Origin of the sequence: Pseudenterobacter timonensis, assembly GCF_900021175.1 — a bacterium.
Taxonomy (GTDB): Bacteria; Pseudomonadota; Gammaproteobacteria; order Enterobacterales; family Enterobacteriaceae; genus Enterobacter; species Enterobacter timonensis.
In genome coordinates this window covers 259,698-273,637 of sequence record NZ_FCOP01000007.1, presented here as the reverse complement: position 1 = coordinate 273,637, position 13,940 = coordinate 259,698, and the positions used below count along the sequence as shown (strand labels likewise).

The 13,940-nt window shown below is 58.8% G+C and carries 14 protein-coding genes, 1 pseudogene and 1 riboswitch; of the genes and pseudogenes, 9 read left to right on the top strand and 6 right to left on the bottom strand.

Annotation, left to right across the window (positions count from 1 at the left end):
• Nucleotides 1-617: 617 nt before the first annotated feature.
• Nucleotides 618-2,207, top strand: coding sequence for a bifunctional phosphoribosylaminoimidazolecarboxamide formyltransferase/IMP cyclohydrolase (gene purH / locus BN3796_RS02305; RefSeq protein WP_061706816.1), 1,590 nt, complete (start codon nt 618-620; stop codon nt 2,205-2,207).
• A gap of 11 nt (nt 2,208-2,218) precedes the next feature.
• Nucleotides 2,219-3,511 carry a phosphoribosylamine--glycine ligase gene (gene purD, locus BN3796_RS02300; RefSeq protein WP_061706815.1) on the top strand — a complete coding sequence of 431 codons (1,293 nt, stop codon included), beginning with the start codon at nt 2,219-2,221 and terminating at the stop codon, nt 3,509-3,511.
• Between the two features lie 45 nt (nt 3,512-3,556).
• On the opposite strand, the gene BN3796_RS02295 is transcribed toward purD, so the two are convergent.
• From BN3796_RS02295 to nudC, 6 genes are all read right to left on the bottom strand, one after another.
• The gene (locus BN3796_RS02295; RefSeq protein WP_081430624.1) at nt 3,557-4,246 is read right to left on the bottom strand and encodes a DUF1481 domain-containing protein; all 690 of its coding nucleotides are present in this window, start codon (nt 4,244-4,246) and stop codon (nt 3,557-3,559) included.
• An 11-nt stretch (nt 4,247-4,257) separates the two neighbouring features.
• The gene (gene hupA, locus BN3796_RS02290) at nt 4,258-4,530 is read right to left on the bottom strand and encodes a nucleoid-associated protein HU-alpha (RefSeq protein WP_002445246.1); all 273 of its coding nucleotides are present in this window, start codon (nt 4,528-4,530) and stop codon (nt 4,258-4,260) included.
• Between the two features lie 186 nt (nt 4,531-4,716).
• Nucleotides 4,717-5,307 (bottom strand): YjaG family protein, encoded by a 591-nt coding sequence (locus tag BN3796_RS02285; protein WP_061706813.1) that lies wholly within the window; start codon nt 5,305-5,307, stop codon nt 4,717-4,719.
• A 41-nt stretch (nt 5,308-5,348) separates the two neighbouring features.
• Complete coding sequence (gene nfi / locus BN3796_RS02280) at nt 5,349-6,020, bottom strand: deoxyribonuclease V (protein WP_061706812.1); 672 nt, start codon at nt 6,018-6,020, stop codon at nt 5,349-5,351.
• A 9-nt stretch (nt 6,021-6,029) separates the two neighbouring features.
• Complete coding sequence (gene hemE, locus BN3796_RS02275) at nt 6,030-7,094, bottom strand: uroporphyrinogen decarboxylase (RefSeq protein ID WP_061706811.1); 1,065 nt, start codon at nt 7,092-7,094, stop codon at nt 6,030-6,032.
• Nucleotides 7,095-7,132: 38 nt separating this feature from the next.
• Nucleotides 7,133-7,906 (bottom strand): NAD(+) diphosphatase, encoded by a 774-nt coding sequence (gene nudC / locus BN3796_RS02270; protein WP_061706810.1) that lies wholly within the window; start codon nt 7,904-7,906, stop codon nt 7,133-7,135.
• 91 nt (nt 7,907-7,997) lie between these two features.
• Here nudC and BN3796_RS20645 point away from each other — a divergent pair.
• The 7 genes and pseudogenes from BN3796_RS20645 to thiH form a co-directional block, all read left to right on the top strand.
• Nucleotides 7,998-8,255: pseudogene (locus BN3796_RS20645) on the top strand (Rsd/AlgQ family anti-sigma factor); the annotation flags it as partial.
• A 53-nt stretch (nt 8,256-8,308) separates the two neighbouring features.
• A riboswitch (TPP riboswitch) is annotated at nt 8,309-8,409 on the top strand.
• A gap of 78 nt (nt 8,410-8,487) precedes the next feature.
• Nucleotides 8,488-10,383 carry a phosphomethylpyrimidine synthase ThiC gene (gene thiC / locus BN3796_RS02260; protein WP_061706809.1) on the top strand — a complete coding sequence of 632 codons (1,896 nt, stop codon included), beginning with the start codon at nt 8,488-8,490 and terminating at the stop codon, nt 10,381-10,383.
• On the top strand, nt 10,383-11,018 hold the full coding sequence (gene thiE, locus BN3796_RS02255) for a thiamine phosphate synthase (protein WP_061706808.1): 636 nt from the start codon (nt 10,383-10,385) through the stop codon (nt 11,016-11,018). Before thiC ends, thiE begins: the two co-directional genes overlap by 1 nt.
• Nucleotides 11,011-11,766: a HesA/MoeB/ThiF family protein gene (locus BN3796_RS02250; RefSeq protein WP_061706807.1), complete on the top strand. Its 756-nt coding sequence runs from the start codon at nt 11,011-11,013 to the stop codon at nt 11,764-11,766. Before thiE ends, BN3796_RS02250 begins: the two co-directional genes overlap by 8 nt.
• Entirely contained in the window at nt 11,750-11,950 is a 201-nt protein-coding gene (thiS, locus tag BN3796_RS02245; protein WP_061706806.1) for a sulfur carrier protein ThiS, read from the top strand. The genes BN3796_RS02250 and thiS overlap by 17 nt, the downstream gene beginning before the upstream one ends.
• A 1-nt stretch (nt 11,951) precedes the next feature.
• Nucleotides 11,952-12,719 carry a thiazole synthase gene (gene thiG / locus BN3796_RS02240; protein ID WP_061706805.1) on the top strand — a complete coding sequence of 256 codons (768 nt, stop codon included), beginning with the start codon at nt 11,952-11,954 and terminating at the stop codon, nt 12,717-12,719.
• Nucleotides 12,719-13,849, top strand: a complete 1,131-nt coding sequence (thiH, locus tag BN3796_RS02235; RefSeq protein WP_061706804.1) for a 2-iminoacetate synthase ThiH — start codon at nt 12,719-12,721, stop codon at nt 13,847-13,849. Before thiG ends, thiH begins: the two co-directional genes overlap by 1 nt.
• Nucleotides 13,850-13,940 lie beyond the last annotated feature (91 nt).

Below are 13,940 nucleotides of genomic sequence, written 5' to 3'. Positions count from 1 at the left end.
GTGTTAGGCCTGCCGCCAGCGTTCAATCTGAGCCATGATCAAACTCTTCAATTTAAAAGTTTGATGCTCAAAGAATTAAACTTCGTAATGAATTACGTGTTCACTCAATGAGACTTGGTATTCATTTATTGTCCGAAGACATTAAGAATCCATGTCACCTGAGTGCCCACACAGATTGTCTGATAAATTGTTAAAGAGCAGGTGCGACGCGGCTTTCAGCTCACCGTCGCGAGGTGGCGTATATTACGCTTTCCTCTTTCAGAGTCAACCCTGTTTTTCAGGATTTTTTCTCTTCAACCAACCGGCTGTTTCTGAAGTGATTCACATCCGCCGTGTCGATGGAGGCGCATTATAGGGAGTTCTCTGCAGGCCGCAATAGAAAAATTGCAGAAAAATGACTGACTGCTGCATTCCCCAGCAAAACCCCGCCTTATACCCTGTTACACACAGAGTTATCCACATCACCTCGAAAAGATGAAAATTCGCGAGCGTTGCGCAAACGTTTTCGTTAAAATGCTCGCGCTAAATAAAGATGCCCCGTCAGATGTGTTAGCTGAGTTTTTCAGAGGAAAATTCATCTAACGCTCTCTGTAATCGTGAAATCCAGGGGATTTACCATGCAACAACGTCGTCCAGTCCGCCGCGCGCTGCTCAGTGTTTCTGACAAAGCCGGTATCGTCGAATTTGCTCAGGCGCTTTCTGCGCGTGGCGTGGAGCTGCTTTCCACAGGCGGTACCGCCCGCCTGCTGGCAGATAAAGGTCTGTCGGTCACCGAAGTGTCTGACTATACCGGTTTCCCGGAAATGATGGATGGGCGCGTCAAGACGCTACACCCGAAAGTGCACGGCGGTATTTTGGGCCGTCGCGGTCAGGATGATGGCATTATGGAAGAGCATGGTATCGCGCCGATCGATATGGTGGTTGTGAACCTCTACCCGTTCGCCCAGACCGTAGCCCGCGAAGGTTGCTCGCTGGAAGACGCGGTAGAAAATATCGATATCGGCGGCCCGACCATGGTCCGCTCCGCGGCCAAGAACCATAAAGATGTAGCTATCGTCGTTAAGAGCAGCGACTACAACGCCATTATTAGTGAGATGGATGCCAACGACGGCTCTCTGACCCTGGAGACGCGTTTCGATCTGGCGATTAAAGCGTTCGAACACACCGCCGCCTATGACAGCATGATTGCGAACTACTTCGGCAGCATGGTTCCTGCCTACCATGAAGAGAGCAAGGAGCCTTCAGGCCGCTTCCCGCGTACCCTGAACCTGAACTTCATTAAAAAGCAGGATATGCGTTACGGGGAAAACAGCCACCAACAGGCTGCCTTCTATATAGAAGAAGAGATCAAAGAGGCTTCCGTCGCCACCGCGCAACAGGTACAGGGTAAAGCGCTCTCCTATAACAACATCGCCGATACCGACGCGGCGCTGGAGTGTGTCAAAGAGTTTAGCGAGCCGGCCTGTGTGATCGTGAAGCATGCTAACCCATGCGGCGTGGCGGTAAGCAGCTCGATTCTGGAGGCTTACGATCGCGCCTACAAAACCGACCCCACCTCCGCTTTCGGTGGCATCATCGCTTTTAACCGCGAACTGGATGCGGAAACTGCCCGTGCCATTATCTCCCGTCAGTTTGTGGAGGTGATTATTGCCCCTTCTGCAACAGAAGAGGCGCTGAGCATCACCGCGGCGAAACAGAATGTTCGCGTCCTGGTTTGCGGCGCGTGGGGTGAGCGTGTACCGGGCCTGGACTTCAAACGCGTCAACGGCGGTCTGCTGGTACAGGATCGCGATCTGGGAATGGTCACTGCGGGCGAACTGCAGGTCGTCACCAAACGCCAGCCGGACGAGCAGGAGCTGCGTGATGCGCTGTTCTGCTGGAAAGTGGCGAAGTTCGTAAAATCGAACGCTATTGTCTATGCCAAAGAGAACATGACCATTGGCATTGGCGCCGGGCAGATGAGCCGCGTCTACTCCGCGAAAATTGCCGGTATCAAAGCAGCCGACGAAGGGCTGGAAGTGAAAGGCTCCGCAATGGCCTCTGACGCCTTCTTCCCGTTCCGTGACGGTATCGATGCCGCCGCCGCCGTTGGGGTGACCTGTGTCATTCAGCCGGGCGGCTCTATCCGCGATGAAGAAGTCATTGCCGCCGCCGACGAACACGGTATTGCGATGATCTTCACCGATATGCGCCACTTCCGCCATTAATGGAGCAGACGATGAAAGTTTTAGTAATTGGTAACGGCGGGCGCGAGCACGCGCTGGCGTGGAAAGCGGCGCAGTCGCCCAAAGTGGAGACCGTTTTTGTCGCCCCGGGCAACGCCGGCACCGCCCTGGAGCCGACCCTGCAGAACGTCGCGATTGATGTCACCGATATCCCGGCGCTGTTAAGCTTTGCGCAGAATGAGAAGATCGATCTGACCATTGTCGGCCCGGAAGCGCCGCTGGTCATTGGCGTAGTGGATGCGTTTCGTGCCGCAGGACTGAAAATTTTTGGTCCTACCGAGGGCGCCGCCCAGCTGGAAGGCTCGAAAGCCTTTACCAAAGATTTCCTCGCGCGACATAACATCCCGACCGCCGAATACCAGAATTTTACCGAGGTTGAGCCCGCGCTCGCTTATCTGCGTGAGAAAGGGGCGCCCATCGTCATCAAAGCCGACGGCCTGGCTGCCGGTAAAGGGGTGATTGTGGCGATGACCCTCGAAGAAGCCGAAGCGGCCGTTCAGGATATGCTGGCAGGCAACGCCTTTGGCGACGCGGGGCACCGTATCGTTATCGAAGAGTTCCTCGACGGCGAAGAGGCGAGCTTTATCGTTATGGTGGACGGCGAGCATGTCCTGCCGATGGCCACCAGCCAGGACCACAAGCGCGTAGGCGATGGCGATACTGGCCCGAACACCGGCGGTATGGGCGCTTACTCCCCGGCGCCAGTCGTTACCGACGAGGTCCATCAGCGCACCATGGAACGTATCATCTGGCCAACCGTGAAAGGAATGGCGATGGAGGGGAATACCTATACCGGCTTCCTGTATGCGGGTCTGATGATCGATAAACAGGGGAATCCGAAGGTCATTGAGTTTAACTGTCGCTTTGGCGATCCGGAAACTCAGCCGATCATGCTGCGCATGAAATCCGATCTGGTCGAGCTCTGCCTGGCCGCCTGTGACGGCAAGCTGGACGAGAAAACCTCAGAATGGGACGAGCGCGCCTCGCTGGGCGTGGTGATTGCCGCAGGCGGATATCCGGGCAGCTATCGTACCGGCGATGAGATCCACGGCCTGCCGCTGGAAGCGCTGGACGCCGCGAAGGTCTTTCATGCCGGTACTACGCTTTCGGATGACGACCGGGTGCTGACCAACGGTGGCCGCGTACTGTGTGCCACGGCGCTTGGCTCGTCGGTCGCAGAAGCGCAGCAGCGCGCCTATGCGCTGATGGCGGATATTCACTGGGACGGTAGCTTCAGCCGCCGGGATATCGGCTATCGTGCCATTGCGCGCGAGCAAGGCAAATAACGTTCCCCGTAACGCGTTCCTCCCGGTAATGACGAGGGGAGCGCGTTAAAAATCCTCTTCCGTTGGCTGCCAGGTGCAGTAATCTTCGTTCGCCACCAGCAACAGCTGTGCCCCTTCCGGCGCTTCCAGCCAGGCGATGCTCACTTCAAGTGAGGAATGACGCTGCCGGCGTTGAATATGCGCGATCTCCCAGCTTTCCAGCTCAGGCTTTACCGTCTGTCCTTCGCAGGTGGTAACCGACCCATCGGCATGCCAGCGTCCCTGACGTAACACCACCTGCCCCAGACGCAACGCATCGCTGGTCTGACGCACCTGTGCGGCGCGATAGCGGTAGAGATCGATTTGATCGCTGGAGAGCTGCTGTTTATGGCCGCTAACCTCATGCTGCATAAAACTCACGTCACCGTTATCGTCGAAACGAACGCGCACATGCTCTGGCGTTTTGCTGTAGATATTGAGGTCGATCAGCGCCAGCATCTCCCCCTGCCAACGGTATTCCGCCGTCGTGGTATTGCCGGTATGCCATGGGCTAAATGCGGTGAGGAGGTGAACGTCGTTGCCGGTATCTTTGCGCCAGATGCGGACCGCGCCCTGGTTATCGGCGTAGCCGCTGGCGGTGAAGGGCGGCAGAGAGGAGTCGTGGCTACAGGCCGTGAGCAGCAGCGCTCCCGCCAGCATCGCCATACGCCAGACAGACAAAAGGGGCGAAACCGCCCCTCCGTTAAATCTGTTCACTGCCACGCGTCTTACTTAACTGCGTCTTTCAGTGCTTTACCAGAAACAAATGCCGGTACGTTAGCCGCGGCGATTTTGATCTCTTTACCGGTCTGCGGGTTGCGGCCAGTACGCTCAGCGCGGTGGTTCACTTTGAAGGTACCGAAACCTACCAGTTGTACAGCATCGCCTTCTTTCAGAGACTCAGTAATTGCAGCCAGGGTGGATTCCAGAGCAGCTTTCGCCTGCACTTTAGACAGGTCAGCCTTGTCAGCAATTACATCAATCAGTTGAGTCTTGTTCATAAGTTATCCTTACAATGTGTTTATCGCTTGCTAAGCATCGAGTGCGACGAAAAGGCCTGAAAAGCACTCTCCTGCATACACGCACCGATAGCCACTTTTTTTCGCCCCCCAAATGTAGACCAGACGGGGGGCGGATGGGAAGAGTCGAGGCATGACAAAACGGACGTTAAATCACGTTTTGTTGTCTCATTGATTAATTTTTATACCGATATTGCTCTCGCCCGCCTCGCGCAGGTCCGCACGCAGCCCTTTAATCAGTTCAGGATCGCGTTCTTCACAGGCGGCCAGCAGGCGAAATATCTCCCACTGAATATCCCATTCCTGCTCAACGGCCGGGTTAACGCGCAGTTCATCGTCCGTCATTTCCCGCCCTTCCTGGGTCATCTCCAGCATCGCCACGGTGGTAATAGACGCCTTGCTCACTTCAATAGCATGCTCCAGCGTTTCGCCGCTCAGACGGGAGTGAATCAGCTCGCTTAACGCCACGCAGGCGTCAATGGCCGGATAGACGCCATAGATATCGTAATCATCCGCCGCCGGGATCGCCTCTTCGAGCTTTTCGAGCTGGGAGTCGAAGTTCACCTTCGCATCCTTCACCGTCAGCGTCTCCCAGATCAGGTCGAGAATGCGGCGGTAGATATGGCCGTCGCCAAACCCGGTCTCCTTGCAGAAGGCGGCATAATTAGGGTACATGCGCTCGCACAGGCAGGCCATAAAGGTGACGTGCTGCCAGCTCTCCAGTTTCTCCAGGCGCAGATGGATCGGGTTTTGTAGCATGATGATCTCTCGAATCGGAAATTGGCGGCAGTTTACCTGAATCAGCGCTGAATTTCTTGCCAACGAACAAAGGCCGGACGTCCCGATGCGACGGCATCGGCCCAGCGGGTTGGCTCCGGCAGGCGGTAGCCCTTCATACAGCGCTGGACCCATGCCAGAGCGGTATCCACGCTCACCCGGTGGCCGGTGGCGACAAACAGGGGATTACAGCGCGCTTTACTGCGCCAGACCCACGCCAGCTGCTCGCCTTTATCGATAAGCGGCGCCAGCGCGCCCGGTTCGGCGGAGAGAGGCTCAAATTTGCCGCAGAGGCGTTTTTTCGCCACGCCGATGGTCGGGACATCCACCAGCAGGCCAAAATGACTGGCGACGCCGAGCCTGCGCGGGTGTGAAATACCGTGACCATCCACAAACAGCAGATCGGGTTTTTGCGAGAGTTGCTCCCACGCTGCCATCAGCGCGGGATATTCACGAAAGGAGAGAAAGCCGGGAATATAGGGCATGGTGGTGGGAATGCGCGCCACCTTGTACTCCACCAGCTCCAGTTCCGGCCAGGACAACAGCACCATCGCCGCTCGCGTCACCTCCCCGCCCTGCTCAAATCCGACGTCTGCGCCGCCTATCAGCCGCGGCGGGTCCTTTTCCAGACGATCCTCACGGATAACCGATGAGGCCAGTTCGATTTGTTGCGCGCGTAATGACGCGAGATCCATAACAGCTCCTTAGCGGTGGTACTGCGCAGAAAGTCGGTGTACCGCCTCTACAAACGCGCCAGCGTGTTCTGGCGGCACATCCTGATGAATGCCGTGGCCCAGGTTAAAGACGTGGCCTTCCCCCTGACCAAAGCCGGCAAGTATAGTGGCAACCTCTTCCTCGATGCGGGCGGGCGCTGCATAAAGCATAGACGGATCCATATTGCCTTGCAGCGCCACCTTGTCGCCCACGCGACGACGCGCATCGGCGATATCGGTGGTCCAGTCGAGTCCCAGCGCGTCGCAGCCGGTCTGCGCCATCGCCTCCAGCCACTGGCCGCCCCCTTTGGTAAAGAGCGTCACCGGCACGCGACGGCCGTCGTTTTCACGCAGCAGGCCATCGACGATTTTATGCATGTAGTAGAGGGAGAACTGCTGATAGTCGCGCCCGGTCAACACGCCGCCCCAGGTGTCAAAGATCATGACCGACTGCGCGCCCGCTTTGATTTGGGCGTTAAGGTAGAGGGTAACGCTTTTCGCCAGCTTATCGAGCAGGGCATGCAGCGTCAGCGGCTCGGCGTACATCATCTTCTTGATGACCGTAAAAGCCTTGCTGCTGCCGCCTTCCACCATATAGGTCGCCAGCGTCCATGGGCTGCCGGAAAAGCCGATCAGCGGCACCTCCCCCCTCAGTTCACGGCGAATGGTCCGTACCGCGTTCATCACATACCCCAGCTCCTGCTCCGGGTCGGGAACGGGCAGCTTGTCTACATCCGCTTTGTTCTTAACCGGCGAGGTAAAGCGCGGACCTTCGCCCGTCTCGAAGTAGAGTCCCAGCCCCATGGCGTCAGGGATGGTGAGGATGTCTGAAAAAAGGATCGCCGCATCCAGCGGGTAACGGCGCAGCGGCTGGAGGGTCACCTCGCAGGCCAGCTCCGCGTTTTTGCACAGCGACATAAAATCGCCCGCCTGGGCGCGCGTGGCTTTGTACTCCGGCAGATAGCGGCCCGCCTGGCGCATCATCCACACGGGGGTAACATCCACGGGCTGGCGCAGCAGCGCACGCAGATAGCGATCGTTCTTCAGTTCGGTCATTTTGCTGTTCCTTAATGCGTCAGACGCCTAGTGTAACATCACTCATACTCTGCCCGACACAGCGCCACCGTATCTTCAATTAAGCGCCGCGCCACGGTGCCCGGCGGCGGTAACAGCGGTAGATCGTCGTAGCGATACCAGTTCGCCTCCAGCAGCTCTTTCGGATCGATAACGATATCCCCGCTCTCATACTCCGCCATAAAGGCGGTCATCAGCGACTGCGGGAAGGGCCACGGCTGCGAGGTGACATAGCGCAGATTTTTGACTTTGATGCCGCTCTCTTCCATCACCTCGCGGGCTACCGTCTGCTCCAGCGTCTCGCCCACTTCAACGAAGCCGGCCAGTACGGTATGAATACCGTTGCGATGGCGGGTATGTTGCGCCAGCAGGATGGAATCCTCCCGACGGATGGCGACGATGATGCACGGCGCGATTTGCGGGTAGTAGCGCTCACGGCAGTGGCCGCAGAGCATCGCCCACTCGGTTTTGCTCGGATGCATGGGGTGGCCGCAATAGCCGCAGAACTTATGCGAGCGGTAAAATTCAGCCAGCTGCACGCCGCGTCCCGCCAGCTGAAACAGGCCGGGATCCCGATCCAGTAGCTGACGAAGCGATCCCATCTCCTGGCGACGCGCCTGCTGGATCAACCACACCGGCTCGCCCTGCCATTCCCCGATTACGCGTGCGTGCTGGCCCACAAGATCGAAATTTACAGCCTCGCCGTATGGTAAATCTCCGCCGGGCATCCATAATTTTTGTTCATGGCTGACGATCCACCAGCCACGATCTGATTTTTCAATTATACGATCCATATCTATTGCACAACCTTTGCTTCACAGGCATGTTGGTAACATTATTCTTACATTTGGTGGGCAGCTTTTAATCTTAAACTTGCGGAGTCAAAAAGGGAGCAGCCCGAATTTTGCCGGTGCCAATATTTTTCCTCAGCTGGAAGCCAATACCCAGCGCATCATGGATTATTACGACTCCACGCTGGAGAACGCCATCGATCACGATAACTATCTGGAGTTTCAGCAGGCGTTATCCGATCTGGGCGAGGCGCTGGAAGAGCGCTTTACGCTGGAAGATGCCCTGATTGTTCTGGCGCTGGCGAATCCGCTTAACGCCAGCAACGAAGAGAACATGGTGCGACCCGCTTGAGTTCTTAATCATTAACGCGTAATTTACAAACACCGCTCCTGCTCTGCAGGAGCCTTTTCTTGTCGGAGTGCCCATTCGGGCTGAGACCGTTAATTCGGGATCCGCGGAACCTGATCAGGCTAATACCTGCGAAGGGAACAAGAGTCAATCAGCTGTTGCATCGCCTGCGGGCGATCTCCTCTTGCTTCATCCGTCGTCTGGCAAGCCATATCCTTCACTTTTGGAATGAGCTATGTCTGCAACAAAACTGACCCGCCGCGAACAGCGCGCACAGGCACAACACTTTATCGATACGCTGGAAGGCACCGCTTTCCCTAACTCAACACGCATTTACATTACCGGCTCGCGCCCGGACATTCGCGTTCCTGTGCGCGAAATCCAGCTCAGCCCGACGCTGACGGGTGGGACGAAGGCGCAGCCGCAGTTCGAAGAGAATGAACCGATTCCGGTGTATGACACCTCCGGTCCTTACGGCGATCCCGACGTCGCGATTAACGTCCAGCAGGGGCTGGCTAAGCTGCGTCAGCCGTGGATTGAGGCACGCGGCGACAGCGAAGCCCTTCCTGACCGCAGCTCCGCCTATACCCGCGAGCGGCTTGCCGATGACGGACTGGACGAGCTGCGCTTTACCGGCCTGCAGACACCAAAGCGTGCCCGACCAGGCCAGCGCGTTACCCAGCTGCACTATGCCCGCCGCGGGATTGTGACGCCGGAGATGGAGTTTATCGCGATCCGCGAAAATATGGGCCGCGAGCGCATACGCGCCGACGTGCTGCGCCGCCAGCATCCGGGAGAGGGTTTCGGCGCACGCCTGCCGGAAAACATCACGCCGGAGTTTGTCCGTGACGAAGTGGCCGCAGGCCGCGCCATTATTCCGGCTAACATTAACCATCCGGAATCGGAGCCGATGATCATTGGCCGCAACTTCCTGGTCAAAGTGAATGCCAATATCGGCAACTCGGCGGTGACCTCCTCCATCGAAGAGGAGGTAGAAAAGCTGGTGTGGGCCACCCGCTGGGGAGCCGACACGGTGATGGATCTCTCCACCGGACGCTATATTCACGAAACCCGCGAATGGATCCTGCGCAACAGCCCGGTTCCCATCGGCACGGTTCCCATCTACCAGGCGCTGGAGAAGGTTAACGGTATCGCCGAGAACCTCACCTGGGAAGCGTTCCGCGACACCCTGCTGGAGCAGGCGGAGCAAGGAGTGGACTACTTCACCATTCATGCGGGCGTGCTGCTGCGCTACGTGCCGATGACCTCCAGACGGCTGACCGGTATTGTCTCGCGCGGTGGTTCGATCATGGCGAAGTGGTGCCTCTCCCGGCACCAGGAGAATTTCCTCTATGAACATTTTCACGAGATTTGTGAAATCTGCGCCGCCTATGACGTCTCGCTGTCGCTGGGCGACGGCCTGCGTCCCGGCTCTATTCAGGATGCCAACGACGAAGCGCAGTTTGCCGAACTGCATACGCTCGGCGAACTGACCAAAATCGCCTGGGAGTATGACGTCCAGGTGATGATCGAAGGCCCTGGCCATGTGCCAATGCAAATGATCCGCCGCAATATGACCGAGGAGCTGGAGCACTGCCACGAAGCGCCGTTTTATACGCTGGGGCCGCTTACTACCGATATTGCACCGGGCTACGACCACTTCACCTCCGGCATCGGCGCGGCGATGATCGGCTGGTTTGGCTGCGCCATGCTCTGCTACGTCACGCCGAAAGAGCACCTCGGCCTGCCAAACAAAGAGGATGTTAAGCAGGGGCTAATCGCCTACAAAATCGCCGCCCACGCAGCCGATCTGGCGAAAGGTCATCCCGGCGCGCAGATCCGCGATAACGCCATGTCTAAGGCGCGCTTTGAGTTCCGCTGGGAAGATCAATTCAACCTGGCGCTAGACCCGTTCACCGCCCGCGCCTGGCACGACGAAACCCTGCCGCAGGAGTCGGGCAAAGTGGCGCACTTCTGCTCCATGTGCGGGCCGAAGTTCTGCTCCATGAAAATCAGCCAGGAGGTGCGGGACTACGCGGCGGCCCAGGCCATTGAAGCGGGCATGGCGGAGCAGTCAGAAAACTTCCGCGCCAGAGGCGGCGAAATCTACCTGCGCAGGGAGGAAGCGTAATGTATCAGCCCGATTATCCGCCGGTTCCCTTTCGCCTGGGGCTTTACCCGGTAGTGGAGAGCGTGGTGTGGATCGAGCGCCTGCTGGATGCTGGCGTGCGCACCCTCCAGCTGCGCATCAAAGATAAGCGCGACGATGAGGTGGAAGCCGATGTAGTGGCCGCCATCGCGCTGGGACAGCGCTATAACGCCCGGCTGTTTATTAATGATTACTGGCGGCTGGCGATAAAGCATCAGGCGTACGGCGTCCATCTCGGTCAGGAGGATCTACAAACTACCGACCTTAAGGCGATTCGCGAGGCGGGTTTACGCCTGGGCGTCTCGACCCATGACGATATGGAGATCGACGTAGCGCTGGCGGCCCGCCCTTCCTATATCGCTCTCGGCCACGTCTTTGCGACGCAAACCAAACAGATGCCCTCCTCCCCGCAGGGGCTGGCGCAACTGGCGCGTCATGTTCAGCGTCTTGAGGATTACCCTACCGTCGCCATCGGCGGCATCAGCCTGCAACGCGCGCATGACGTACTGGCAACGGGCGTGGGCAGCATCGCGGTGGTCAGCGCCATTACCCAGGCTCACGACTGGCGGGCGGCCACGGCGCGGCTGCTGGAACTGGCGGGGGTGGGCGATGAATGACAGCGATTTCATGCGCTACAGCCGGCAGATCCTGCTGGAGGATATCGCCATTGACGGTCAGCAAAGGCTGCTGGCCAGCCGGGTGCTGATTGTCGGACTGGGTGGTTTAGGCGCCCCTGCGGCGCTCTATCTGGCGGGCGCGGGCGTCGGCACGCTGGTACTGGCAGATGATGACGAGGTACATCTTAGCAACCTGCAACGGCAGATCCTCTACACCATGGAGGATATCGCCACACCGAAAGCCCAGGCCGCCCGGACAAGGCTGGCGGCGTTCAACCCGGCCATCCGCCTGCTGGCAATGCAGGAAAAACTGGCAGGGGAGACCTTGCGCCAGCAGGTGGCGGAGGCGGACGTCGTGCTGGACTGCACCGACAACATAGCCACCCGACAGGCGATCAACGTTGCCTGCGTGGCGACCAACACGCCGCTGATTACGGCCAGCGCGGTGGGGCTGGGCGGGCAGGTAATGGTGCTGACGCCGCCCTGGCGCCAGGGCTGCTATCGCTGCCTGTGGCCAGATGACGCAGAGCCGCAGCGCAACTGCCGCACCGCAGGCGTGCTTGGCCCTGTGGTGGGCCTGATGGGTACGCTACAGGCGCTGGAGGCGATTACGCTGCTCAGCGGTATGGCCACGCCGCGCAACCAGCTTCGCCTGTTCGATGCCCGCGCAGGAAGCTGGCGCCAGCTGGCGCTGCAGCGGGCAGAGGGTTGTCCGGTATGCGGAGGTCATCATGCAAATCTGGTTTAACGACGAACCGATGCAGTGTGTGGACGGGTTTACCGTCGCGGTACTGCTCGACCAGCTTCGCCAGCTCAGGCCGGGAACAGCGCTGGCGCTTAATCAACAGATCCTGCCGCGCGAGCGGTGGGAGATTCAGCAGGTACGCGAAGGCGATAATCTCCTGCTTTTTCAGGTTATTGCAGGGGGCTGATATGTTACGTATTGCGGATAAAACTTTTACCTCGCATCTGTTTACCGGCACGGGAAAATTCGCCTCATCGCAGCTGATGGTCGATGCCATTCGGGAAAGCGGCAGCGAGCTGGTGACGCTGGCGCTAAAGCGCGTGGATCTGCGTAACCACAGCGACGCGATCCTTGCGCCGCTGCTGGAAGCCGGGGTGACGCTACTGCCTAACACCTCCGGCGCGAAAACCGCCGAAGAGGCGCTCTTTGCCGCGCGGCTGGCGCGGGAAGCACTCGGCACACACTGGCTGAAGCTGGAGATCCATCCCGATGCCCGCTGGCTGTTGCCCGATCCCATCGAGACGCTAAAAGCGGCTGAGCGGCTGGTAAAAGAGGGCTTTACCGTCCTCCCCTATTGCGGCGCCGATCCGGTGCTCTGCAAACGGCTCGAGGAGGCGGGCTGCGCGGCGGTGATGCCGCTCGGCGCGCCGATTGGCTCCAACCGGGGGCTGGAGACCCGCGCGATGCTGGAAATTATTATTGAGCAAGCAACAGTGCCGGTGGTTATTGACGCCGGGATTGGCGTGCCGAGCCAGGCGACGCAGGCGCTGGAGATGGGCGCCGACGCGGTGCTGGTGAATACCGCCATTGCGGTGGCGAACGACCCGGTAGCCATGGCCCGGGCCTTCCGGCTGGCCGTCGAGGCGGGCGTGCTGGCGCGTGAGGCGGGGCCAGGCGCACACGGTTTTGAGGCCCGGGCCACCAGCCCGCTGACCGGCTTTCTGGAGGCGTTTTGATGCTGACCTTTACCGACCGCTGGAGAGAGCTCGACTGGGACGACATCCGGCTTAAAATCAACACAGCCACCTCCGCCGACGTGGAGCGCGCCCTTAACGCCCGCCGCCTGACGCGCGACGATATGATGGCGCTACTCTCCCCGGCCGCCAGCGACTGGCTGGAACCCATGGCGCAAAAGGCCCGCCGTCTGACCCGCCAGCGGTTCGGCAATACGGTGAGCTTTTACGTGCCACTCTATCTTTCTAACCTGTGCGCTAATGACTGCACCTACTGCGGCTTCTCCATGAGCAATCGCATCAGGCGCAAAACGCTTGATGCTGACGATATCGCCCGGGAATGTACGGCGATCCGCGAAATGGGATTTGAGCATCTGCTGCTGGTGACCGGCGAGCACCAGGCAAAGGTGGGAATGGATTATTTTCGCCAGCATATCCCGGCCATTCGCCGCCGTTTCGCCTCGCTGCATATGGAGGTGCAGCCGCTTTCCACGGCGGAATATGCGGAGCTAAAAAACCTGGGGCTGGATGGAGTGATGGTCTACCAGGAGACCTATCATCAGGCGACCTACGCCCGCCACCATCTGAAGGGGAAAAAGCAGGATTTCATTTTCCGGCTGGAAACCCCCGATCGGCTGGGCAAGGCGGGCATTGATAAGATTGGGCTTGGCGCGCTGACGGGCCTTTCCGACAGCTGGCGCGTGGATAATTATATGGTGGCGGAGCATCTGCTGTGGCTGCAGCAGCATTACTGGCAGAGCCGCTATTCCGTCTCCTTTCCGCGTCTGCGTCCCTGCGCGGGCGGTATCGAACCGGCATCGCTGATGGATGAGCGCCAGCTGGTACAGACGATCTGCGCGTTTCGCCTCTTCGCCCCGGAAGTGGAGCTTTCTCTCTCCACGCGTGAATCCCCGGCTTTTCGCGACAGCGTCGTACCGCTGGCCATCAATAACGTCAGCGCCTTCTCGAAAACGCAGCCCGGCGGCTATGCCGATAACCGCCCTGAACTGGAACAATTTGCTCCGCACGATGGGCGAACGCCCGACGCTGTCGCGAAGGCGCTGGCAGCTCAGGGGTTACAGCCGGTCTGGAAAGACTGGGACGGCTGGCTGGGACGCAGCTCGCAAACGTGATGAATGCGGCGGTAAAAGGATAAAAAACTGTCGAGCCGCGACGCAAAGCCTGCAACGGGTCGTTGTCCGGTACGGCCCGCGTTTTTATTCT

Excerpts from the sequence above, each read along its gene's own strand:
- purH (WP_061706816.1), top strand. The coding sequence starts at position 618 with ATGCAACAACGTCGTCCAGTCCGCCGCGCGCTGCTCAGTGTTTCTGAC.
- purD (WP_061706815.1), top strand. The coding sequence starts at position 2,219 with ATGAAAGTTTTAGTAATTGGTAACGGCGGGCGCGAGCACGCGCTGGCG.
- hupA (WP_002445246.1), bottom strand. The coding sequence starts at position 4,530 with ATGAACAAGACTCAACTGATTGATGTAATTGCTGACAAGGCTGACCTG.
- BN3796_RS02285 (WP_061706813.1), bottom strand. The coding sequence starts at position 5,307 with ATGCTACAAAACCCGATCCATCTGCGCCTGGAGAAACTGGAGAGCTGG.
- nfi (WP_061706812.1), bottom strand. The coding sequence starts at position 6,020 with ATGGATCTCGCGTCATTACGCGCGCAACAAATCGAACTGGCCTCATCG.
- hemE (WP_061706811.1), bottom strand. The coding sequence starts at position 7,094 with ATGACCGAACTGAAGAACGATCGCTATCTGCGTGCGCTGCTGCGCCAG.
- nudC (WP_061706810.1), bottom strand. The coding sequence starts at position 7,906 with ATGGATCGTATAATTGAAAAATCAGATCGTGGCTGGTGGATCGTCAGC.
- thiC (WP_061706809.1), top strand. The coding sequence starts at position 8,488 with ATGTCTGCAACAAAACTGACCCGCCGCGAACAGCGCGCACAGGCACAA.
- thiE (WP_061706808.1), top strand. The coding sequence starts at position 10,383 with ATGTATCAGCCCGATTATCCGCCGGTTCCCTTTCGCCTGGGGCTTTAC.
- BN3796_RS02250 (WP_061706807.1), top strand. The coding sequence starts at position 11,011 with ATGAATGACAGCGATTTCATGCGCTACAGCCGGCAGATCCTGCTGGAG.
- thiS (WP_061706806.1), top strand. The coding sequence starts at position 11,750 with ATGCAAATCTGGTTTAACGACGAACCGATGCAGTGTGTGGACGGGTTT.
- thiG (WP_061706805.1), top strand. The coding sequence starts at position 11,952 with ATGTTACGTATTGCGGATAAAACTTTTACCTCGCATCTGTTTACCGGC.
- thiH (WP_061706804.1), top strand. The coding sequence starts at position 12,719 with ATGCTGACCTTTACCGACCGCTGGAGAGAGCTCGACTGGGACGACATC.